This is a genomic window from Pseudomonas alvandae (genome assembly GCF_019141525.1).
Classification (GTDB): Bacteria; Pseudomonadota; Gammaproteobacteria; order Pseudomonadales; family Pseudomonadaceae; genus Aquipseudomonas; species Aquipseudomonas alvandae.
The window spans coordinates 1,302,553-1,323,239 of sequence record NZ_CP077080.1 but is presented as its reverse complement, the minus strand read 5'-3'; the positions used below and the strand labels follow the sequence as shown (position 1 = coordinate 1,323,239).

19 protein-coding genes are annotated in these 20,687 nt (G+C 61.1%); 8 read left to right on the top strand and 11 right to left on the bottom strand.

What is annotated here, in order from left to right:
* The first annotated feature begins 46 nt into the window (after positions 1-46).
* Together KSS97_RS05800 and KSS97_RS05795 are read left to right on the top strand one after the other, a co-directional pair.
* Complete coding sequence (locus tag KSS97_RS05800) at positions 47-796, top strand: YkgJ family cysteine cluster protein (RefSeq protein ID WP_217861276.1); 750 nt, start codon at positions 47-49, stop codon at positions 794-796.
* A gap of 201 nt (positions 797-997) precedes the next feature.
* Entirely contained in the window at positions 998-1,969 is a 972-nt protein-coding gene (locus KSS97_RS05795) for a 2-hydroxyacid dehydrogenase (protein ID WP_217861275.1), read from the top strand.
* Between the two features lie 61 nt (positions 1,970-2,030).
* Here KSS97_RS05795 and KSS97_RS05790 read toward each other — a convergent pair whose 3' ends face one another.
* A complete protein-coding gene (locus KSS97_RS05790; protein WP_030139913.1) occupies positions 2,031-2,933 on the bottom strand; it encodes a DMT family transporter in 903 nt (300 codons plus the stop codon).
* Between the two features lie 136 nt (positions 2,934-3,069).
* Here KSS97_RS05790 and KSS97_RS05785 point away from each other — a divergent pair, with 136 nt between their 5' ends.
* The gene (locus KSS97_RS05785; protein WP_198796631.1) at positions 3,070-3,945 is read left to right on the top strand and encodes a helix-turn-helix domain-containing protein; all 876 of its coding nucleotides are present in this window, start codon (positions 3,070-3,072) and stop codon (positions 3,943-3,945) included.
* A 61-nt stretch (positions 3,946-4,006) separates the two neighbouring features.
* Here the strand turns inward: KSS97_RS05785 and KSS97_RS05780 are convergent, their stop codons facing one another.
* The gene (locus tag KSS97_RS05780; protein ID WP_030139911.1) at positions 4,007-4,417 is read right to left on the bottom strand and encodes an HPF/RaiA family ribosome-associated protein; all 411 of its coding nucleotides are present in this window, start codon (positions 4,415-4,417) and stop codon (positions 4,007-4,009) included.
* A gap of 520 nt (positions 4,418-4,937) precedes the next feature.
* Here KSS97_RS05780 and KSS97_RS05775 point away from each other — a divergent pair.
* The gene (locus tag KSS97_RS05775; RefSeq protein ID WP_030139910.1) at positions 4,938-5,255 is read left to right on the top strand and encodes a DUF3509 domain-containing protein; all 318 of its coding nucleotides are present in this window, start codon (positions 4,938-4,940) and stop codon (positions 5,253-5,255) included.
* On the opposite strand, the gene KSS97_RS05770 is transcribed toward KSS97_RS05775, so the two are convergent.
* The gene (locus KSS97_RS05770; protein ID WP_030139909.1) at positions 5,252-5,752 is read right to left on the bottom strand and encodes a phosphate-starvation-inducible protein PsiE; all 501 of its coding nucleotides are present in this window, start codon (positions 5,750-5,752) and stop codon (positions 5,252-5,254) included. The genes KSS97_RS05775 and KSS97_RS05770 overlap by 4 nt on opposite strands.
* A gap of 288 nt (positions 5,753-6,040) precedes the next feature.
* On the opposite strand from KSS97_RS05770, the gene KSS97_RS05765 reads away from it, so the two are divergent.
* Positions 6,041-6,301, top strand: coding sequence for a YebG family protein (locus tag KSS97_RS05765; RefSeq protein WP_003205410.1), 261 nt, complete (start codon positions 6,041-6,043; stop codon positions 6,299-6,301).
* Positions 6,302-6,370: 69 nt separating this feature from the next.
* Here the strand turns inward: KSS97_RS05765 and KSS97_RS05760 are convergent, their stop codons facing one another.
* The gene (locus tag KSS97_RS05760; RefSeq protein WP_030139908.1) at positions 6,371-7,762 is read right to left on the bottom strand and encodes an aminotransferase-like domain-containing protein; all 1,392 of its coding nucleotides are present in this window, start codon (positions 7,760-7,762) and stop codon (positions 6,371-6,373) included.
* 320 nt (positions 7,763-8,082) lie between these two features.
* On the opposite strand from KSS97_RS05760, the gene KSS97_RS05755 reads away from it, so the two are divergent.
* On the top strand, positions 8,083-9,288 hold the full coding sequence (locus KSS97_RS05755; protein WP_030139907.1) for a benzoate/H(+) symporter BenE family transporter: 1,206 nt from the start codon (positions 8,083-8,085) through the stop codon (positions 9,286-9,288).
* A 15-nt stretch (positions 9,289-9,303) separates the two neighbouring features.
* Here KSS97_RS05755 and KSS97_RS05750 read toward each other — a convergent pair whose 3' ends face one another.
* On the bottom strand, positions 9,304-10,323 hold the full coding sequence (locus KSS97_RS05750) for a Glu/Leu/Phe/Val dehydrogenase family protein (RefSeq protein WP_030139906.1): 1,020 nt from the start codon (positions 10,321-10,323) through the stop codon (positions 9,304-9,306).
* A 185-nt stretch (positions 10,324-10,508) separates the two neighbouring features.
* On the opposite strand from KSS97_RS05750, the gene KSS97_RS05745 reads away from it, so the two are divergent.
* A complete protein-coding gene (locus KSS97_RS05745; protein ID WP_030139905.1) occupies positions 10,509-11,312 on the top strand; it encodes a SirB1 family protein in 804 nt (267 codons plus the stop codon).
* 141 nt (positions 11,313-11,453) lie between these two features.
* On the opposite strand, the gene maiA is transcribed toward KSS97_RS05745, so the two are convergent.
* Genes maiA through hmgA form a run of 3 tightly spaced genes read right to left on the bottom strand, consistent with a single transcriptional unit; the run spans position 11,454 to position 14,715 of the window.
* Positions 11,454-12,092 (bottom strand): maleylacetoacetate isomerase, encoded by a 639-nt coding sequence (gene maiA / locus KSS97_RS05740; protein WP_030139904.1) that lies wholly within the window; start codon positions 12,090-12,092, stop codon positions 11,454-11,456.
* Positions 12,093-12,102: 10 nt separating this feature from the next.
* Positions 12,103-13,407, bottom strand: coding sequence for a fumarylacetoacetase (gene fahA, locus KSS97_RS05735; RefSeq protein ID WP_217861274.1), 1,305 nt, complete (start codon positions 13,405-13,407; stop codon positions 12,103-12,105).
* 3 nt (positions 13,408-13,410) lie between these two features.
* Positions 13,411-14,715, bottom strand: coding sequence for a homogentisate 1,2-dioxygenase (gene hmgA / locus KSS97_RS05730; RefSeq protein ID WP_217861273.1), 1,305 nt, complete (start codon positions 14,713-14,715; stop codon positions 13,411-13,413).
* Positions 14,716-14,866: 151 nt separating this feature from the next.
* Between hmgA and KSS97_RS05725 the strand changes: the two genes are divergently transcribed.
* Complete coding sequence (locus KSS97_RS05725; RefSeq protein ID WP_217861272.1) at positions 14,867-15,673, top strand: IclR family transcriptional regulator; 807 nt, start codon at positions 14,867-14,869, stop codon at positions 15,671-15,673.
* Here the strand turns inward: KSS97_RS05725 and KSS97_RS05720 are convergent.
* The 3 genes from KSS97_RS05720 to KSS97_RS05710 all read right to left on the bottom strand — a co-directional run bounded on the left by KSS97_RS05720 (position 15,653) and on the right by KSS97_RS05710 (position 20,668).
* Positions 15,653-16,348, bottom strand: coding sequence for a hypothetical protein (locus KSS97_RS05720; RefSeq protein ID WP_217861271.1), 696 nt, complete (start codon positions 16,346-16,348; stop codon positions 15,653-15,655). The genes KSS97_RS05725 and KSS97_RS05720 overlap by 21 nt on opposite strands.
* A gap of 191 nt (positions 16,349-16,539) precedes the next feature.
* Positions 16,540-19,092, bottom strand: coding sequence for a LuxR C-terminal-related transcriptional regulator (locus tag KSS97_RS05715; protein WP_217861270.1), 2,553 nt, complete (start codon positions 19,090-19,092; stop codon positions 16,540-16,542).
* Between the two features lie 208 nt (positions 19,093-19,300).
* Complete coding sequence (locus KSS97_RS05710) at positions 19,301-20,668, bottom strand: DUF1329 domain-containing protein (RefSeq protein WP_217861269.1); 1,368 nt, start codon at positions 20,666-20,668, stop codon at positions 19,301-19,303.
* Positions 20,669-20,687: the final 19 nt, after the last annotated feature.

Below are 20,687 nucleotides of genomic sequence, written 5' to 3'. Positions count from 1 at the left end.
GCGTTTTTCTGACGCCGCTTCCAGCCTATTTGCCTGCGGTCGATTAATGAATACAACGTTTTCCTGCGTAGGGTGCGGCAAGTGCTGCTCCGGTCATCACGTTCCCCTGACGCTCGACGAAGCCAGGATGTGGGCGAGTGACGGCGGTCAAGTGATCGTCCTGATCGAGGCCTTCCTGCCCAATGGCCTCGGCCTGCCCGTGGCGCAGCGCGAACATGCCGAACGGCGCTCTGCGGTGGTCCGCAGCGGCACGAGCGAAGCCTTGGTGGCAATCACTTTTGCCGCCTACAACGCCGGCCCCTGCCACAACCTGAATGCCGACAACCTGTGCAGCATCTATGAGCGCAGGCCTTTGGTGTGCCGCATCTATCCGATGGAAATCAATCCGCACATCCCGCTCAATACCGCCGCCAAGGACTGTCCACCGGAGTCGTGGGAAACGGGGCCGCAGTTGATCGTCGGCGGCAAGTTGGTGGATCAGGAGCTGGCAGGATTGATCGAGCGCTCACGTCAGGCTGACCGTGAAGAAATCGGCATCAAGGAACGCATCTGCGCCTCCTTGGGCATTCACACCACGGCCCTGAAGGGCGACGGATTCACGGCGTACCTGCCGAACATGGAGGCGTTTGCCGCGGCCATCGACCTGGCCCGTTCGCAGCCACTGCAGCCGCAAGCCAGCGAATGGCAGTTCCATTTGTCTGGGGATGACATTGCCAGCCAGGTCATGGCCAGTGGCGCGCGGGTGGTCACGGAGGCCCCCGTCAATTACGCCTTTATTTCCCTGCGCGCGGCATGAATCTCTGAGAATCCCTGTGGGAGCGAGCTTGCTCGCGATAGCGATTCATGTGCCAGTCTGTCGTCGCCTGATACACCGCTATCGCGAGCAAGCTCGCTCCCACAAGAGACTGGTGGCCCTGCGATTACGCCGTCCCCTCTCGCCTAACCGCCGCCAAGAATGTTAGCGTGCTTGGTATTCCATGCAGATGAGCCTTGCACGATGAAAAAAACCGTACTTGCCTTCAGCCGTATCACACCGCCGATGATCGAACGCCTGCAACAGGAATTCGACGTGATCGTGCCCAACCCGTCGAAGGGCGACATCAACGCGCAATTCAACGAAGCCCTGCCCCATGTCCATGGACTGATTGGGGTCGGCCGCAAGCTTGGCCGCGAGCAATTGCAGCACGCCACCAAGCTTGAGGTGGTATCCAGCGTGTCGGTGGGCTATGACAACTACGACCTGGCGTACTTCAATGAACGCGGGATCATGCTCACCAACACCCCCGACGTGCTCACCGAAAGCACTGCCGACCTGGCGTTCGCCCTGCTGATGAGCAGCGCCCGTCGCGTCGCTGAACTGGATGCCTGGACCAAGGCCGGACAGTGGCAGGCAACCGTCGGGCCACAACTGTTCGGCAGCGATGTGCATGGCAAGACCCTGGGCATCGTCGGCATGGGCAATATCGGGGCGGCGATTGCCCGACGTGGCCGGCTGGGGTTCAACATGCCCATCCTGTACAGCGGCAACAGTCGCAAGACAGCGCTGGAAAACGAGTTGGACGCGCAATTTCGCGAACTGGACCAGTTGCTGGCCGAAGCGGATTTCGTCTGCCTCGTGGTGCCCCTCAGCGAGAAGACCCGCCACCTGATCGGCCAGCGCGAACTGGGCCTGATGAAACCGAGCGCGATCCTGGTCAATATTTCCCGCGGTCCGGTGGTGGACGAGCCAGCACTGATCGAAGCCCTGCAGACCCAGCGCATCCGTGGCGCCGGGCTGGACGTCTACGAGAAAGAGCCGCTGGCCGAGTCGCCACTGTTCCAGTTGAAAAACGCCGTGACCTTGCCACACATCGGCTCGGCGACCCACGAAACCCGGGAAGCCATGGCCAATCTTGCCGTGGAAAACTTGCGCAGCGCATTGACCGGCGAACGACCGAAGAATCTGGTCAACCCGCAAGTCTGGAAATAAAACACACCGTGGCGAGGGAGCAAGCTCCCTCGCCACAGGGTTTATCGCCTGACGTTGTGCATCAGCGGGCACCCAGCGCGACTTCCGTTGCTACGGGTCGTGGCTTGCGAAACACCAGCACGTTACCCAGCATTACCAACACCAGCCCTGCCAGCGCTGGCGCCGTCCATTGATAGCCTTCCGCGAACGCCGAAACGTTTAACGCCACCACCGGAAACAATACCGTGCAATACGCTGCGCGCTCCGGACCCATGCGGCCGACCAGCGTCAGGTAGGCAGTGAACCCGATCACCGAGCCTGGGATCACCAGGTACAGCAGCGAGCCGACGTAGCGAACGTTCCATTCCATGTCGAACGGGATGCCCTGGAACAGACACCACACCGACAACATCGCCGCCCCGTATGCCATGCCCCAGGCGTTGGTGGTCAGCGGCTTGAGGCCGGCTTTCTGTTGCAGGCTCGACAACATGTTGCCCGCCGAGAAACACAACGTCCCCAGCAACGCCAACGCCAACCCGAGCAAGGTTTGCGGGCTTGCGCGGTGACCAGCCAGTTCCGGCCAGAACAATAGCGCCAGCCCGAACAGTCCCAAGGCGCCGCCCAGCAACACGTTACGGGCGATGCGCTGGCCGAAGAACACCCGGGCGTTCATGGCATTCCAGAGGGTCGCGGTGGAGAACACCACCGCAACCAATCCGCTGGGAATCCACTGGCTTGCGGTGAGGAAACACATGAAGTTGATGCAGAACAGGCAAAGGCCCTGGGCGAGGCAGATCAAGTGGCCGCGCCGGTTCATCACTTGTAGACGCCGGCTGAGCACCAGCATCGCGAACAGGATCAGCGCGGCAAGACCGAAGCGATAGACAATCGACACGGGAATCGCGACGACGCCCAACTGCAGCTTCAAGGCGATCCAGGTGGTGCCCCAGATGAGTACGGTCAGCAGGTACAACGAGAGGTTCATGAGGGTGACTCCTGGCAATGGCCTCCAGTGTCACGTCGATGCATGTCCGGCGCTTGCGTAAACTTGCGGTTTTTATGCGGGTCAGGCTGGCACGGGGCGGATGACGGAGTAGGATGCAAGCGTTGGAGAAACGATCATGGCCAGTCTGCAAACCCTGCAAGTCTTCCAAGCCCTCAACAGCTCGCCCAATGCTCGCCTTGAGCACAGCGCCGAGCTCGGTGACGGCATGGCGGCCGCTTTGTGGAGCAATCATCACGACGCCCGCGACTACGAAGCGCCGACCCACCATACGCTGTCGTGCTATATCGCCGGCGGCACCGGCACGTTTCGCCGCGAGCGGCCTGATACCACCGGAGCGCCCGACAAACTCTGCGTCCTGCCGGCAGAGCATGAATCAGCATGGGTCATCAACGGCGACATCCGCCTGGCCCACCTGTATTTCAGCCCGGAGCAGTTTGCCGTTGGCTGTGTCACGCTACTCGACCGCGAACCCAGGCAAGTGCAGTTGCACGAAGCGACGTTTCTTGACGACCCGCAACAGGCGCAGCGCTTTCGCCAGTTGATCAACCTGAATTGGGACGAGCCCGCCGAGCGCCTGCTCACCACCAGCCTCGCCCATGACATGCTCAGCCACTTGCTGCTCAGCCAGGTCAGCCCACGCCAGGACCTTCGTCTCAAGGGCGGGCTCGCTCCTCACCAGCGGCGCATGCTGGTGGAGTACATCGACGCTCAACTGGCCGAGGCCATCAGTCTGGGACAACTGGCTGCGTTGTGCGCGCTCTCCGAATACCACTTTGCCCGGATGTTCCGCGAAAGCTTCGGATTGCCACCCCATCAGTATGTGCTGGCAAGACGCCTGTCCCAGGCGCGGCAGCTATTGCGCAGCACTTCGCAACCGCTGGGCGATGTAGCGCTGGCCTGTGGATTTGCCAGCGCCAGCCACTTCACCCACCGATTTCGCCAGGCCCTGGGCGCGACGCCTGGAGAGTATCGCCAGGCGTTCCTGCGCTAAACGCAAACGGGCCTGCATTAGCAGGCCCGTTTTCAGTCAGACTTAAGTTGGGACGGGGCGATCAACCGTTGAGCGCGGCCCGTTCGTTTTCCAGGAATTCTTCTTCCAGCATGGCATCGGCCAGCGCAATCGACTCGGTCGGCCCGTTGGTGGCAGCGCGCTTGCCGCGCAGTTTGCCGAACAGATGCTCCAACTTGTGTTCCAGTTTGCTGGCCGCGCCTTCGATGGCAAGCTCCAGCGATTCCGCCTTGTGCGTCACCGAAATTGGCTGGTGGCCTTTTGGCCGCGCCTCGAGCTGGCAACGCAAGTCATGGGGACCGGGCTTGTCGCCGTTCTCATCCCCCAAATGGACCTCGACCCGTGTCAGGTCTTCTTCGTAACGTTCGAGCGTGCTTTCAATGGTAGTACGTACCCACTCCTCCAGTCGGATGCTGCTTTGAATATGGTTATCGCTATTGACTTGGATTTGCATAGTTCATCCCTTATTTCGGCTAGCTCGCCAGGGGCCAATCGACGTTAGCGCAACGGCCCCTTGAGTACAGAGTCGGGCTGGCGGAAGAACAATTCAAGCCCTGGAAAAAGATAAATATTGATTTGCAAATAAAGCCGGACAACGGGCAAAAGCGCTGTTAATGTCGGGAGTTGCCTCACCCCACCCAAGCCCCTCCAAACACCTTCCCTTCTTGCACCGTCAGCGAACATCAACCGCTTCCTGCCCCGAAACGGGCTGCATGGAAAGCCGCATTCCAGAGCATTCGTTCGTCAGGCGCCGTGATCATTGTCCGACAGTTTTTCCGGCATGGCCCTTGCTAACTCCTCTACAGGAGCCTGCAGAAGCTACCGAACGCGGCGAGACGGCGATTCCTTGAGGCTGACGCCCTCCGCAACCTTTGGATGGACACGATCATGGAATGGCCGGTGGTCCGGTATTGCGAACTAATCCCGATCATGGCCGGTCAACAACTGCACGTTCAATCAGGCGGTGACGCATCATGGACAACCCTTTTCAGATCATTACGGACGCCTTCGCGCCGCAGTATCAAATCAACCTGAGCATTCAGGGCCTGGACGGAAGCATCATGCTGACCCTTTCCAAGGGCGGGCGCATCGTCGCCAAGCGCATGATCAGCGCCCAGCAACGCAACGATCCGGAACGGCTCAAACGTCTGGTGCAGAGCATCCAGTTCGGGATCGCCATCGAACAGGGCCACAGCGCCGTGGCCATCCTCGAAGCCATGACCGGCGGTGACAACATCAAAGTGCCGCCACCCCAAGCCCAAGGCCCGGCACCTTCTGCCGCCGGCCTCTAGATCTCGCCCTTTTCCACTTCGGTATGTTCACTGGAACCCGCACCGATCTTGCGGTGCGGATGTTCGATCTTCACCGAAGGGAACTGCGACGAGGCGTAGCGCACCACCAGGATCGCGAACGCCAATAGCAAGATGCCGCCGCACAGGTAGATGATCCCCAGATCAGGCGGGCTGTGGTGGGAGACGTTGGAAATCAGCAGCCGCGTCAGCGCCGTGATCGCCACGTAGATCAAAAACCGTACAGGCATGTGGTTGGTCTTGAAATAGATCCCGACCATCGCACCCAATTCGAGGTAGATGAACAGCAGCAGGATGTCATCGATCTTGATGTGTCCCGTTTCGATCATCTGCAGGAATTCCATTACCGCAGCCCATGCGGTCACCGCACCAATGGCGAACAGCGCCAGGTAGTGAAACGTCTCGACGAACAGGTTGCCCAGCGATTCGGCCAGTTGATGCACGTTCTGGCGCAGGTTCTCGGCCCAGTTGATTTTCACGATGTAGTTTCCTTAGGTCGACTCGACCGGATGATGCGGGTTGGACGTGACGGTTGTTCTGCATGCAGAAAAAAGGCCAGTGTCCTGGATGAGATGGCGATGGGCTGGTATTCGACACGTGTCACACGAAACGGCGGCGTCGCGAACAGGCACGGCTTACGCGACAAGACTCGAAACCGGCTACATTAAAAAGCCACTATCCAAAGGGAAGGGATTCGCTTATTCTTTAGCCTGTATATAAATACAGTAGTCGCACGATAACCAATGTGAAGGCATGTGAGGTGGTGAATGGCCGTCGAAGTGGTATACCGCAGCAGCCGAGATCTGGAGCGCTTGTTCATGGATAAAGCCGAAGCTGACCGTCATGACAAAATGCTGGAGCTCGCCGAATTGCTGGCCGAGGTGTTGCAAAAAGCCGTTCCATCGCTGAGCGAGCAACAGGTGGAAGAAGCCGGGATCTACATGGCGAAGAATCGCGATGTGTTCGCCAAGGCATTCAAGAGCCAGCCGGACGCCCTGTCCGAGTTGCTCAACCCGTCGGACGAATGACCAAAAGATCGCAGCCTTCGGCAGCACCTACACCGCGTAGGCGCTGCCGAAGGCTGCGATCTTTTTTTATCAATAGAAACGACGCGGGTCCGAATCGATCAGGCTGGCGAGCTTGGTCAGGGCGAAACGCAATTCGTCCTGGCTGGTGGGGGACATCAGCACCAGGCGCACGCACCGGCTGGCGGTGCCTGAACGTTCAGCCTGGAACTGGCTGCCGCTGAGTACCAATACGCCGTTGGCCCGGGCGAGCATGGTGAATTCATCGCTGGTCCATGGCTCGGGCAACGTCAACCAGACGTGATACGAGTAAGGCTGGGCCTTGAGCTCGAACCTGGCGAAGACTTCCTGGGCAATCGCTTGCCGTGCAGCCGCTTCGTTGCGCTGGATGCGAACCAGCTTCTTGTCCAGGCCCTCGGTGATTACGTTGCTGGCCAACTGCGCGGTCAACGGCGAGGGCATCCAGACGCTGCTGCGCACCATTGAGGTCAGGCGCGACAGCAGTTTCGGCGGGCTATGGAGATAACCGATGCGAAGCGCCGGCATGATCGACTTGGACAGGCTGGTCAGGTACACCGAACGGTCCGGTGCAAAGGCGGCCAACGGCTTGGTCGAGGGATCGGTCGCGAGAAAACCGTAGATATCATCGTCCAGGATGATGAAATCGAACTCTTCGGCCAGCGCCGCAATCTGGGCCCGGCGTTGTTGCGACATGATTGCCGCCGTGGGGTTCTGGCACGTCGCCACGCAAATCAGCATGGCCGGTTTTTCCCGCAGGCACAGCTCGCGCAACGCCTCGGGAATGATGCCTTCGTCATCCATCGGCACGCCGCGCAGGCGACGTTCCAGGCCATGGGCAAGGGAAATGATGCCGGGATAGCAAAGCGCTTCGCACAGCACCAGGTCGCCAGCACGGGTCAAGGCGCTCATCGCTACCATCAAGCCATGCTGGGCACCCGACGTGATGACCACCTGTTGCCATTGAGCGTCGGGCAATGAATGGCGAAGCCATTGCGCCCCTGCCTCACGATGGGCCGGATGCCCACCGTCGGGGGCGTAATCCAGGGCGCGAGCGAAATCGGTGCTCCTGGCCATGCCCACCAGCGCACCGCGCAACCAATAATCCAACGTCTCGCTGTAGGGTTTGATGATCGACAGATCAAGTAATTCAGGCTGGCCAAGGTTGAGCGCCACGGCACTGTTGCTCGTCGGCAGTTCAAGTAACTGGCGGTTGAGCACATAAGTGCCGCGTCCCACTTCCCCGCGCACCAAATGACGCCGATGGGCTTCGCTGTATGCCCGGCTGATGGTGCCCGGCGTGACATCCAACGCACTGGCCAGCTCCCGCAGCGTCGGCAGCCGATCACCTTCATTCAACACTCCACTGTCGATATCGCGCGCCAGTGCATCGGCGATCGACAGGTACATCGGCTGGCTGGTGTCGCTTAGCTGGGGAACCCACATGAATAACGAATGCCCATCGTAGAAATGATCAGTGGCCGAGCATAGCACAAGGCGCCGTGCGGCTCATTCCGGCAAGCGGCGCAAATTGAGTTGATTGAATCGATTCACTGCTTTGCCAGAATGCCGAAGCACGAAAAGCCGTATAGCCAGATGAAATCGCCTACACAGCGATAAAACGTAGCGCCGTGAAAATATTTCAATGATTAATCACCGCGCCTATTGAATCGATTCAATCCGTTCAAATACACTCACGAAAATCGACTCAGTCAATTCCCCCAACCGCCAACATTCGGGTGCCCAGCGCGCCAAGCCGAGACCTCATGGACACAATCAGAAAGGATCTATCCCTCTCCGCGATCATCGCAGGCTTTATTGCCGTGATCATTTCCTACGCCGGCCCACTGATCATCGTGTTCCAGGCCGCCAAGGAAGCACAGCTGCCCAACGATGTGGTGTCGTCATGGATCTGGGCCATTTCCATTGGCAGCGGGGTGACAGGGCTGTTCCTGAGCTGGCGCCTGCGGGTTCCGGTGATCACGGCGTGGTCGACGCCGGGCGCGGCGTTGCTGGTGTCGATGCTGCCCACCGTTACCCTGCCCCAGGCCATCGGCGCCTACATTGTGGCTTCGGTAATCATCGCCGTGGTCGGCCTGTCCGGCGCGTTCGACAAACTGATGAGCCGCCTGCCCAAGGCCATTGCCGCCGCCATGCTCGCCGGCATCCTGTTCCGCTTCGGCGCCGGGCTGTTCACGTCCATTGAACTGCAACCGGTGTTGGTGTTGGCGATGATCGCGGCCTATCTGGCCTTCAAGCGCTTCTCGCCACGCTACGCGATCCTGTCGGTGCTGATCATCGGCTGCGCGGTGGCAGCTTCGTTCGGCGAACTCAACAGCGGCTCGATCGATGTTGCGGTGGCCCATCCGGTCTTCATCGCCCCGCAGTGGAGCTGGCACGCGATCATCAACATCGGCCTGCCGCTGGCGCTGGTCACCTTGACCGGTCAATACGTGCCGGGCATGGCCGTGCTGCGCACCGCCGGCTATGACACGCCGGCTCGCTCGATCATTTCCTTCACCGCCATCGGCTCGATCCTGATGGCTCCGTTCGGCTCCCATGGCTTGAACCTGGCCGCGATCACCGCAGCGATCTGCACCGGCCGCGAAGCCCATGAGGACCGCGACAAACGCTACATCGCCGGGATTGCCTGCGGGGTCTTCTACATCCTGATGGGCATTTTTGGCGCGACCTTGGCCTCGGTGTTTTCCGCGCTGCCGAAAGAATTGATCGCGTCCCTCGCCGGCCTGGCCTTGTTCGGCGCGATCAGTGCCGGGCTGACCGGTGCCATGGCCGACGACAAACAACGGGAAGCCGCGCTGATCACCTTCCTGGTGACAGCTTCGGGCATGAGCTTCCTCGGTTTGGCCGCCGCATTCTGGGGACTGATCTTTGGTCTCGTGGCGCATTTCGCATTGAACTACAGCCGCGAACGCCGGGCCGCCGTACTGGCCGAGGGCAGTCGCCCCTAGTACCTCGCGACGGCGTCATCGGTACAACAAACGCTCCGCCAACTCATCGGCCACCCGGGCTGGCGAGCGTTTTTCCGCCTGGGCGTGGGCGAAGACTTCCGTGAGCCGGGCGCCGATCTTCGACAGGTGCGCGGTGATGGTCGGCAACTCTTCGCCGCGATGCTTCAGGGCGACATAGATCAGGCCGCCGGAGTTGATCACGTAGTCCGGCGCATAGAGGATCCCGCGCCTCTCCAATTGATCAGCCACCTGCAAGTTGCTCAGTTGGTTATGAGCCGAGCCGGCGACCGCCGAGCAACGCAGTTGCGCCACGCTGTGGCTGTTGAGCACGCCGCCGAGCCCGCAAGGCGCCAGGATGTCACACGGTGTGCTGAGCAATGCATCGTTGGCGATGGGGTGGGCACCCAATTGCTCCATGGCCAACTGGACCTTGCCGGGGTCGATGTCGCTGACCAGCAGTTCCGCGCCCGCCGCGTGCAGTTGTTCGGCCAGGGCATAACCGACGTTGCCCAAGCCCTGGATCGCGACGCGCAGGCTCTCCAGGTTATCGCTGCCCAAACGGGCCATCGCCGTGGCGCGAATACCGGCGAAGACGCCCATCGCCGCGTGCGGCGCCGGGTCTCCCGAGGCGGTGGTGCTGGTGACGTGACGGGTCTGCTGGGCGATGCAGTCCATGTCCGCCACCGACGTCCCGCTGTCGATGGCGGTGATATAGCGACCATCCAGTTGCTCGATGCAACGGCCAAAGGCTTCGAACAGCGCGGCCCGGCTTTCGACATGCGCAGGGCGCATGATGACCGCCACTCCGCCCCCCACGGGCAAGCCGGCCAGGGCAGCCTTGTAGCTCATGCCCTGGGCCAGGCGCACGGCGTCGGCCACGGCACTTTCGTCGTCGGGGTAGGAAAGATAACGACAACCTCCCAGGGCAGGCCCCGGGCGGCTGCAATGAATGGCAATCACCGCCTTCAACCCGGTCACCGGGTCTACGCTTAAGTGCAGCGATTCAAGGCGGGAGCTTTGCATGAGAGCGAACATCGACAGGCTCCCGAATCACTTTTGTCTGTTTCGCCAGTATAGGCGTGCGCTCGAAAATTGCTGGAGTTCGCCGGAATAAGCATGAGTCGTTGCCTGTTATTTCGGCATAACCTGTTACTGCGTATTTGTGAGACTGGACGAAAACCCATGGCAGAGCTAAAACGAGGCATAGCCCGGAGATTGTGATGACGCCGCGCCAAGCCTTTTTTGATTGCCTGCACCGCTCCCCCCCGGCGCTGTTCGAAGCAGCGCTATGGATCGCCGCTGAACATGATCGCGAGCTGGATGTACCGACGCTGTTGAAGGACTTCAAGGATCTGCAACGGCAGGTCAGCCACGGCCTGCCCATGTTGCCGGTCAGTGAATTGGGCCAGCCCTTGCTTCGACGCCTCAATGACCTGGGTTTCGCGCAGGATGATTCCACCCCGCTACGGCCCCGCGCGGCACTGCTGGACAAGGTTCTGGCGCACAAACGGGGTCAGCCCCTGGCCCTCGGCCTGATCGCCCTGGAACTGGCCCGAGGTCTGGAGATCCCAATGGCCGGTGTCAATTTCCCCGGCCATTTCCTGCTACGCGTACCCGGTGCCGACCATCTGCTCGACCCGTGCGGCGGCCGACGGTTGTACCCCAATGATTGCCGGGAACTGCTGCAGCGTCAGTACGGCACGAACATGCCGCTCAAGGCCGAGCATATGCTCAATGCCGAGCCGATGCAGATGCTGCAACGGTTGTCGCGCAACCTGCGGCAATTGCACCTGGCGAACGATGACTACATCGCGGCGCTGATTGATGCCGAACGAGTGCTCGAAATGGGCAACGCCAACGCCGCCGACTACCTGGCGCGCGCCAGTCTTTACCAGCGCCTCGACTGCCCTAACGCTGAACGCTTCGACCTTGAGCACGCGCTGATGCTCAGTGAAGATCCGATCCAGCGGCTGCGCCTGACCGAGCGACTGGGGCATTTGCCGCCCAATTCGATTGTGCACTGAATGAGTACGGGCTTTGGATTTTTGTGGTGATTGCTGGATCGCCATCGCGAGCAAGCTCGCTCCCACAGAGAGCCTGGGTCTGGCGCCATCTGTGTGGGAGCGAGCTTGCTCGCGATGACGGTAAGCCGGCTTGCGCCAATTTCAAGCCGGGGTGTCAGGCTGATTCGCCGGATGCGCCTTCTGGAACGCCGCATGTCCGGTCGCCAACGCCGCAACCCGCCGGATTCGCGGATACGGTTGCAACGAGACATTGAACCGCTCGGCCGCGTACAGCTGCGGGATCAGGTACACATCCGCGATGCCTGGCAGCGCGCCGAAGCAATAGCCGTCATCGCCAATCAACTGCTCCACCGCCGTCAGCCCCTGGCTGATCCAACCCGCGATCCACTCCGCCACCTGCGCTTCGTCGTGTCCCCACTTGCGCAGCTTGTTGAGCACGCTGACGTTGTGCAGGGGATGAATATCGCAGCCAATCAACGCCGCGACACCCCGTTCGTGGGCGCGGGTCGCAAGGTCGTTGCTGAGCAGCGGCACCTGTGGATAACGCTCTTCCAGGTATTCGATGATCGCCGGCGATTGCACCAGCAGCGCGCCCTCATCAGTGCGCAGGGCCGGTACCCGCCCTTGCGGATTGATCGCCAGGTACGCCGGCTGGCGATGCTCGCCCCCCGGTGGGGCGATCAAGTTGACGGGCAGGGCCTGGTAATCCAGCCCCTTGAGCGCCAAGGCAATACGCACCCGATACGACGAAGTGGACCGGTAATAGGTATAGAGTTCCATGCCCCGCTCCTCACCGTGCCGGCAGGATCTTGCCGCGGCATTCGCCAAAGCCGATGGACGTCACGCCGTCACGACTGCAACGCGCGCGCAGGATGATTTCATCGCCATCCTCGAGGAATTTGCGAACTTCACCGGACGCCAATTCGATCGGCTTCTTGCCGCCCTCGGTGATTTCCAGCAGGCTGCCGAATTGACCGTTTTCCGGCCCCGACAACGTGCCCGAGCCAAACAGGTCACCTGCCTGTAACTGGCAGCCGTTGACGCTGTGGTGCGCCACCATCTGCGCCACGGTCCAATACATGTATCGGGTGTTGCTGAGGGTCAACCGATGGGCTGGCAGGTTTTGTTCGCGCATGGTTTCGGTCAGCAGCAGCACCTCCAACTCGATGTCGAATGCACCGCCGGCCTGGTCACGCTTGTCCAGCAGGTATGGCAGCGGCTGCGGATCGCCCTCGGGACGCGCCGGTTGGGAACGACGGAACGGTTCCAAGGCTTCAGCGGTGACCACCCAGGACGAGACACTGGTCAGGAAACTTTTCGACAGGAACGGCCCCAGCGGCTGATATTCCCAGGCCTGGATATCCCGCGCCGACCAATCGTTGAGCAGACAGAAACCGGCAATGTGCTCGGCAGCATCGCCGATGGCGATGGGCTCGCCCAAGGCGTTGCCCTGGCCGATCCAGATGCCCAGTTCCAGCTCATAGTCCAGGCGCGCGCACGGGCCAAAGGTCGGCTCGGTCTGGCCAGCCGGCAAGGTCTGGCCCTTCGGGCGGCGCACATCGGTGCCGGAAGGGCGGACCGTCGAGGCGCGACCGTGGTAGCCGATGGGCACGTATTTGTAGTTGGGCAGCAGCGGATTGTCAGGCCGGAACAGCTTGCCGACATTTTGCGCGTGCTCGATGCCGACGTAGAAATCGGTGTAGTCGTTGATTTTTGCGGGCAGGTGCATCTGGCAATCCGCCGCACGTGGCAACAGGCTGTCACCCTGGGCTTCGATCTTGTCCCGCAGCGGACTGTCTTCGCGCAGCAGCTCCAGGAGCCGTTCACGCAGGGCGACCCGGGCGGTGCGGCCCAGGTCGAAGAAAGCGTTCAGTTGACCACCTTCCATGGCCGCGACCGCATCGCCTGCCGCGCCCTCGAACAGGCCTGCCTGCAACGCTGCCTGCAGATCGAAAATCCGCTCGCCAATGGCAACGCCGCTCCTCGGGGCGCCGCCAGCGATGCTGAAAATGCCCAGCGGCAGGTTCTGCAGCGGGAAGTCGGCATGACCGTTGGCGGAGGCGACCCAGCTGCGGGTGGAGGAAACGTGAGTCATGGATTATCTCCGGGTCGGGTCGAACGTGACTGGCAACGAGGCCCAGCAGGCATCGTAGTTCGTTTGCAATTGAGGGCAATCCAGGGCGAAGCGGCTCGGGCGCAGCACTTGGCTGGTCTCGAACATGAACGCCATGGTGTTGTCGATTTTCGCCGGCTTGAGTTCGGCATTGATGGCCTTGGTGCACGTTTCGCCGTCGGGACCATGGGCACTCATGCAGCTATGCAACGATGCGCCTCCGGGTAGGAAACCTTCGGCCTTGGCGTCGTAGGCGCCCTGGATCAGGCCCATGAATTCATTCATCAGGTTGCGGTGGAACCACGGCGGACGGAAGGTGTTTTCCGCCACCATCCAGCGCGGCGGAAAGATCACGAAATCGAGGTTTGCCAAGCCGTGGACACTCGTGGGAGAAGTCAGCACGGTGAAGATCGACGGGTCCGGGTGGTCGAAGCTTACCGTCCCGATGGTGTTGAACCGGCGCAGGTCATATTTATACGGCACGTTATTGCCATGCCAGGCCACCACGTCGAACGGTGAATGATCCAGCTCGCAAGCCCATAGCTCACCGAGGAACTTCTGTACCAGCGTGGTCGGTTGCGCGAGGTTTTCGTAATGGGCGACGGGCGTCAGGAAATCCCGTGGATTGGCCAGGCCATTGCTGCCGATAGGCCCCAGGTCCGGCAATCTCAATGGCGCGCCATGGTTCTCGGCGATGTAGCCGCGGGCCTGCGGGTCGAGAAGCTCGACGCGCAACTTCAGCCCTCGCGGCAGCACGGCAATTTCCAGCGGCGCCAGCTCCAGCACACCCAATTCGGTGACGATCCGCAAGCGCCCGAGCTGCGGCACGACCAGCCATTCGCCATCGGCATTGAAGAACACCCGTTCCATGGAGCAGTTCGCGCGATAGTGATAGAGGCTGATGCCCGCCGGTTTGTCCGAACCGGCGTTGGCCGCCATGCGCACCAGCCCGTCGATGAAATCGGTCGGCTGCGCAGGGATCTCCAGCGGGTTCCAGCGCAGGCGATTAGGCGTGACCTCACCCAGTGGACCACCCGCCAACTGACGATCAAGCCTGGCAAAGGCCGGATGATTGGCCGAGGGTCGGATGCGGTACATCCAGGTTCGCCGCGCTTCGCTGCGGGCCATGGTGAAAGCGGTGCCTGAAAACAGTTCGGCATACAGGCCGTACGGTGCTTTCTGCGGAGAATTCTGGCCAACCGGCAGGGCGCCAGGCAGCGCTTCGCTGGAAAACTCGTTACCGAAGCCAGACAGATAAGCCAGATCCGACGCCGTGGAATCGAGGTTCATGGAGCCTCCTGGGATGCGGCCCATCACATCGTGCAATGTTCGAGGCGCACCGGGTTATTTTTATCGTAATTCAATTACGCATAACGTAATTTGCTCGACGACGACCGTCAAGCTATAAAGACGCCCATTCGCCCTCCGGACCCGCACTTCCATGGAAAACCCGCCCAGCAACGGTAAACAGAAAGTCCGCTCGGCCGAGGTCGGCACCGACATCCTCAAGGCGCTGGCCGAACTCTCCCCCTCCACGTCGCTGTCGCGCCTGGCCGAACACGTGCAGATGCCGGCGAGCAAGGTCCATCGCTATCTGCAGGCCTTGATCGCCAGCGGATTCGCCGAACAGAACACCGCCACCAACCACTACGGCCTGGGCCGCGAAGCCTTGCGCGTGGGGCTGGCGGCCTTGAACGGCATGGACGTGCTGCAAGTGGCCGCCCTGCCCTTGGCAGAGCTGCGCGACGACTTGAACGAAACCTGTTTCCTGGCGGTGTGGGGGAACCACGGCGCGACCGTGGTACGGATCGAACCGGCCGTGCGAGCCGTCACCGTGGTGACGCAACTGGGCTCGGTCTTGCCGTTGCTCAGTTCATCCACGGGCCTGGTTTTCAGCGCCTACTTGCCGGAGCGCGAAACCGTCGGACTGCGTGACGAGGAAGTCCGCGCCGCCCGCGCTCATCCGCTGGCAGATGACCAGGCCTACGCGGCGCTGTGCGAACAAATACGTCAACGCGGCCTGCATCATGTCCACGGTTTGCTGATGCCCGGGGTAGACGCGTTGTCCGCGCCGGTTTTCAACGCCATGGGCCACGTCACGGCGGTCATGACCATTGTCGGCCCGACGTCGCTGTTTCATGCCGATGAGAACGGCCCGGCGGCGCAACGCTTGTTGGCGGCGACCCGGGCCGTGAGCTGGCGGATGGGCTATGAGACCGATCCCGGATCAGATCAGGAAGCCCGGTAAGACTTTGATCAGCAGGTCGTTAAGGTATCCGGCGGTCAACTGTGGATGCCGATGCTCCTCCTTGCCACTGTAGGGGACCGAATAGACCGCGCCATCCCTTCCATGGCAGGGAATCTCATCATTGTCGAAGTACCCCAGCAGCTGATCTACCAGCTTTGTGGATGAGGTGATGATCCGATCGCCAAAGTCATCTGTGGCAAAATCGGTTACATAGATGCTATTCAGATCGACGCCAGGCAAATGAAACTTCAACGCCATCTCCACTTCCTCTACAGCCAGAGGCCTCAGGCGAGTGCGGGACAACGCCATCGACGGTTCGTCAGTCAGGCTCGAAACGATGTCGGCGACGATCTTTTCAAAGGCAACAAGATTCAGCGCCTTGATCCGATCTTCATTGGCGAAGGAGTAGCGCTTGCTGAAAATCTCGCTGACACCTTGCGTGTAGGTCGGGCTGGACTTTCTTTCGACACACGCCAGCGCTTCTTCAAACAAGGTGATCGAACGAGCAAACTCGGCGCTGGACGAGCTTTCCAAAATATTTAGATAGCTGTTGTGTGGATTGACGTTCAACCCATCCAACGCCTGCCCCAGCAAGATCTCCACGGCGAAATCGACGCGGGTTGCTTTCAAGGCAAGAAGCTTTTGCGAATATGAAGAAAATAATGGTGCGTACATAAACATCCTTGTTCGGTATTGGTTACGAACTTCATGTTCGTTCCGTTGATGGCGCCTGTTACGGCGACTTACTTTTTTATTGAAATCCGGGACCAACCAAACTCCCTTTTCAATGTAAGCCCGACACTTATACATCAAACGTTCTCCGTTACTTCCCAAACAAGTGTAAGTATGAGTAAAACGTCCCGAGCTTAATTCATGACGCCCATCACTTTCGCCTTGGCAACCGCTTGCGTACGCCGCTGTACACCCAACTTGCTGTGAATTCGACGCGAATGTGTTTTTACGGTGTGCAATGAAATGAACAACTGCTCGGCGATCTGTTGGTTTGAATAACCTTGCGCGATCAACTCCAGCACTTCCAACTCTCGCTGGCTGAGCAGGGTCTCTTCGGTCTGCACGGTTGGCTGCTCGATGTGTCCGGCCGATTCAAACCAGCGCAACAGTTCAGGCTGACGCAAGCGCAGCTCGCGCAGGGCCTGTTGCGCTCGCCAACAGGCGACACGCTGCAGGCCCTCCTGCAGAAGCGCGCGCGCCTGGGAGCGATCGCCGGTCAGCCAGGTCACCTCAGCCAGGGCGAGGTGCAACTCGGTTTCCAGACCGTGCATTTCACAGCGTTGCGCCTGGGTGATCATGTCCTTGAGCCGGGCCTGGGCATCCTGCGCCCGATGCAGATAGACCTCGGTCAGCACCAGCAGGTACTCAAGACGCGGGATCAGTTCCAGGGTGGCGGGCGGCGCCTGCTTGGCCTGCGGTCCGCAAAAATGCCGCAAGACGCGAGTCAGTACTTCATGGGCCAGTTCCGGGCGTCCCTGTTGCAGCCAGAACTGACAACTGGTTTGCAGCAATACGCCACGGTACACCGTGTCGGGAATGTGCCGCTGCTGCATGATGCGTTCGGCGTCGCGAAGCTGCATGAACGCCTCGCCATAATCGCCCTGGTTGGCGGCAAGGCAGGCCTTGCCAAGAAAGCCATAGAGCACCTGTTTGTCCTGGTTGCGCAGCCCCGTTTCCAGGCCCGCCTGAAAGTGCTCGTCGGCCTGCTCGTCCAGGCCCATCCGCAAGGACAGTCGCCCACGACGCAGGGCGATTCTTCCCAGCAACGCGGAAAAATCCTGCCCAGGCTTATCAAGCAGTGCCTGGACTGCACCCAGCAGGTGGTCGGCCCGGTGAGGAGCACCCCGTTGCTCAAGGACCTGGGCATGATCCAGTTCGAGCAGGCCTTCAAATACCAGCGAGCCTTGCGCGCGCGCCAGGCACAGTGCCTGGCGATTGATCCATTGGGCGGACGCCAATTCGCCTTTGAGCAACGCCTGCTGTGTCTGCCCGATCAGGCACAGCACCCGCAAAGCCCAGGCGTCCGGGCCGAGACTGGCCTGGGCCTGGAGAAAATGCTCGCGGGCCTGTTCGCCGTCGCCTCGAAGGTGCAGCAACCATCCACGCAGGACCTGCCATCGGGCAATCAACTGTCGCTGTTGGCAAGCCAGGGGCTGGGGCATGAATTTGACCAACTGTTCGATGCAGGCCTCGGCCTGGTCGAAACGTCCGGCAAACATCAAGGCCGTGGTCACCAGGCCTACCGATTGCGCTGTCCCGAGCGACAGCGCTTCACCCTGCTGGTCGTGCAGGTTCAGCAAGAGCTGGACGTTGCTGCGTTGCAACACATGTTCGAAATTCAAATGCTGCAGGAAACTGACGGCGGCCTCGAACTCCTCGGCCTGCATGGCTTGCTCGAACGCCATGGGCCAATCCTGTTCGGCGGCGAACCATTGGCAGGCCCGTCGGTGCCAGGAACGCCCCTGGGGCCAAGGTTCATCGCGCACCAGCCGGGCCAGCGGCGGGAAAATCTGCAGCCAGTCCGAAGACGCTTCCCACGGCTCGATAAAACAGCCCAGGTCCCGCAACAGGGGAAGACACTCAGCCCCCACGGTGTCACCGAACAGATGCTCGCAGAGCCGGGCATTGAAACGCGGCAGATGCGCCAACACCCGCCAGGCCTGGGCCAGCTCGGGCGTGAGGCTGCCGAACAGTTCGTATTCCAGGTAATCGAGCAATGTACCGGGACGCCCCGGCGCGGCGTGACGACGCGCCCATTCACAACGTTCCAGCAATGTGATGCGCACCCCGGCGCACCAGCCACCGCTGCGCTGGATGACTTCGCGGGCGGTGCGGGCCGCCAGCGGGCCGGGCAAATGGCTGAGGAATTGCTGGACATCCTCGACGCCAAACACCAAGGCTTTCGCGTCGAACTCATACAGCTCGTCGTCGAGCAACAGGCGCGGCCAGTTGCAGTGAGGACGCCGGCGACCATTGAGCCACAGGTGCAGCGCGGGACTGCTGGCGTTCAACAGACGGTCGAGCAATTGGTCCAGCTCAGGATTGGGCACCCGGCAATAATCGTCCAGGAACAACCACGTGGGGGCCTGCAAACGGGCCAGATGGGCCGACAGGCTTGCCTCATCCGTGACGGGCAGGCCAAGGGCTTGCGCCAGGCATTCACACAGCTGCGCGGCATCGAGTGCCGCGCCTGCCAACGGCAGCCAGTGCAACCGGCATTCAGCCGGGGCCTGCAAGAAGCATTCGGCGAACAATGCGCTCTTGCCGCTGCCGGCCGGCGCGCAAAGCAGCTTGACTCGGGCCTCGGACGCCAGCAGGGGCTCGCTCAACGACCGGCGCGACACATGCGTCGAAGACAGGCGAGGCAACAGCCCAGGACGGTCCGGACACGGAGTCATGGCGGTCATTGTGCAAGGTCCCTTTTATTGTTGTTCCTTCACCCTAGACCTCTGTCGACCACCTTAGGAGAAGTATTCAGCGCGCTGATTGGCGGCCATAAAAAAAAAGACCGGCAGCTCGGCTGCCGGTCTTCGATTTGCGTATTTCTCCTAGGGGCGATTGGGGCCGCTGCGCGGCCCAGCGGGAGCAAGCTCCCTCGCCACAGTGCCAGCCGCTTTAGCGAACCCCACTCGACCGCAGCGCCGCCGGGGTGTAGTCGGCTGCACGAGCCTCGAAGCCATAGACGTACGCATGCTTCTCTTCGTTCTTCATCCCCAGGGCGATGTAGCGGCCAGCGATGATGTCGTAGAGCGCTTCAAGCGTGTAGCCCGGGTTCTGGTGGTCGTAGTAGAACTGGGCATGACCTTCGGCGACACGCCACAACTGGCCGCGGCCGTCATAGTGGTCCACCAGCGCCGCCTGCCAGCTGTCCTCGTCGATGTACATGTGGCGCTTGGCGTAGATGTGCCGCTCGCTGGGCTTGACCGTACCGATCACTTCCCAGACACGGTGCAACTCATAGCGGGTCAGGTCCTGGTTGATGTGGCCGGCCTTGATCACGTCGTCATACTTGAGGCTCGGCGAATCGAGTTTGTAGCTGTTGTACGGGATGTACATTTCCTTCTTGCCAACCAGTTTCCAGTCGTAGCGATCCGGCGCACCGGAGAACAGGTCGAAGTTGTCCGACGTACGCAAGCCGTCGGCGGCGGTGCCCGGGCCGTCGTAGGCCACTTGCGGGGCGCGACGCACGCGGCGCTGGCCGGCGTTGTAGATCCACGCCAGGCGCGGTTCCTTCACTTGGTCCAGCGTTTCATGCACCAGCAGCACGTTGCCGGCCAGGCGCGCCGGGGCCGTGACCTCCTGCTTGAAATAGGTCAGCACGTTGCTGGCTTTTTCCGGGTCGGCGTCCTTGATCAGGAACGGCACGGCGATCTCTTCTTCAAAGCGGATCGGCGTGAAGCTGCCGTTGGTCTGCGGCGTGGCCTGGGTGATGACACGCCGCAGGTTGCCGCCGTGATAACGGGTGATGTGGTTCCACAGCACTTCAACGCCACTCTTCGGGATCGGGAACGCGTAGTAGCGGTTGCCGGTGAAATTGGCCAGGCCGTTGCCGTCGTTGATCGCGTTCACATTGAGCGCGCTGCGCTTGGCCGCCTCATAGACTTCCGGTGGCAGGCCGACGCTGCGATGGGTCGGGTAGACCGGGATCTTGTAGGTTTCCGGGTAGCGTTTGAACATCGCGACCTGGCCGTCGGACAGCTTGTCCTTGTACTTATCCACAGTCGCGGCGGTGATGGTGAACAGCGGTTTTTCATTGGCGAACGGGTCGGCCAGGAAGCCCTTGCTGTCCACGGCGCCGGCGTTCTTCGCAATGCCGCCGGTCCAGGCCGGGATCGAGCCATCGGCGTTACCGGCCTTCTCCGCCCCCAGTGGCGTCAGGCTGGTGCCCAGTTTGTTCGCTTCTTCCGGCGACACCGCCGCCATCACGTTCGCGGCCAGCAGGCTCAGGGCCAGGGCACCGCATTGCAGGATCATCTTGCGCATTGGGTTTTCCTTGTCAGCC